This is a genomic window from Sporolactobacillus sp. CQH2019, assembly GCF_028765345.1.
Taxonomy (GTDB): domain Bacteria; phylum Bacillota; class Bacilli; order Bacillales; family Sporolactobacillaceae; genus Sporolactobacillus.
In genome coordinates this window covers 1-468 of sequence record NZ_JARAJZ010000052.1, presented here as the reverse complement: position 1 = coordinate 468, position 468 = coordinate 1, and the positions used below count along the sequence as shown (strand labels likewise).

The 468-nt window shown below is 30.8% G+C and carries 1 protein-coding gene; it reads left to right on the top strand.

The window, feature by feature from the left end:
• Positions 1 to 443, top strand: a 443-nt coding sequence (locus tag OYT88_RS20760) for a DDE-type integrase/transposase/recombinase (protein WP_274402264.1), incomplete at its 5' end; no start/stop codon positions are given.
• Positions 444 to 468: the final 25 nt, after the last annotated feature.

Sequence of the window (468 nt, the reverse complement as noted above, 5' to 3'; positions counted from 1 at the left end):
TGAAAGTATACGTAAGTGGAGTTATAGATGTTGCAACTAGAAAAATTGTTGGATGGAGTATTGATCAACATAGTAGGCAAGAAATAGTTCATGAAGCTATAAATATGGCTTACGGGAGGTGCAAACCATCTGATGGGTTAATATTTCATTGTGATAGAGGAAGTCAATATACATCTAATAAAACTAAAGAGATTTTAGATAAATTTAAGATGCTTTCAAGTATGTCACGTCCTGGTTCACCTACTGATAACCAGGCCATTGAGACCTTTTGGAAAAGTATGAAAATAGAAATGGATGATATTTCACAGATGAAATTTAATGATGCAAAGAAAACAATTATTAAATATATTGAATGCTTTTATAATAGCCAAAGGCTACACACCTCATTAGAGTATAAAACACCTAATGAAGTGTGGAATAACCAGATTAATAATAAAAATTAACTATTATTAGTGTTCACTTTTGTTG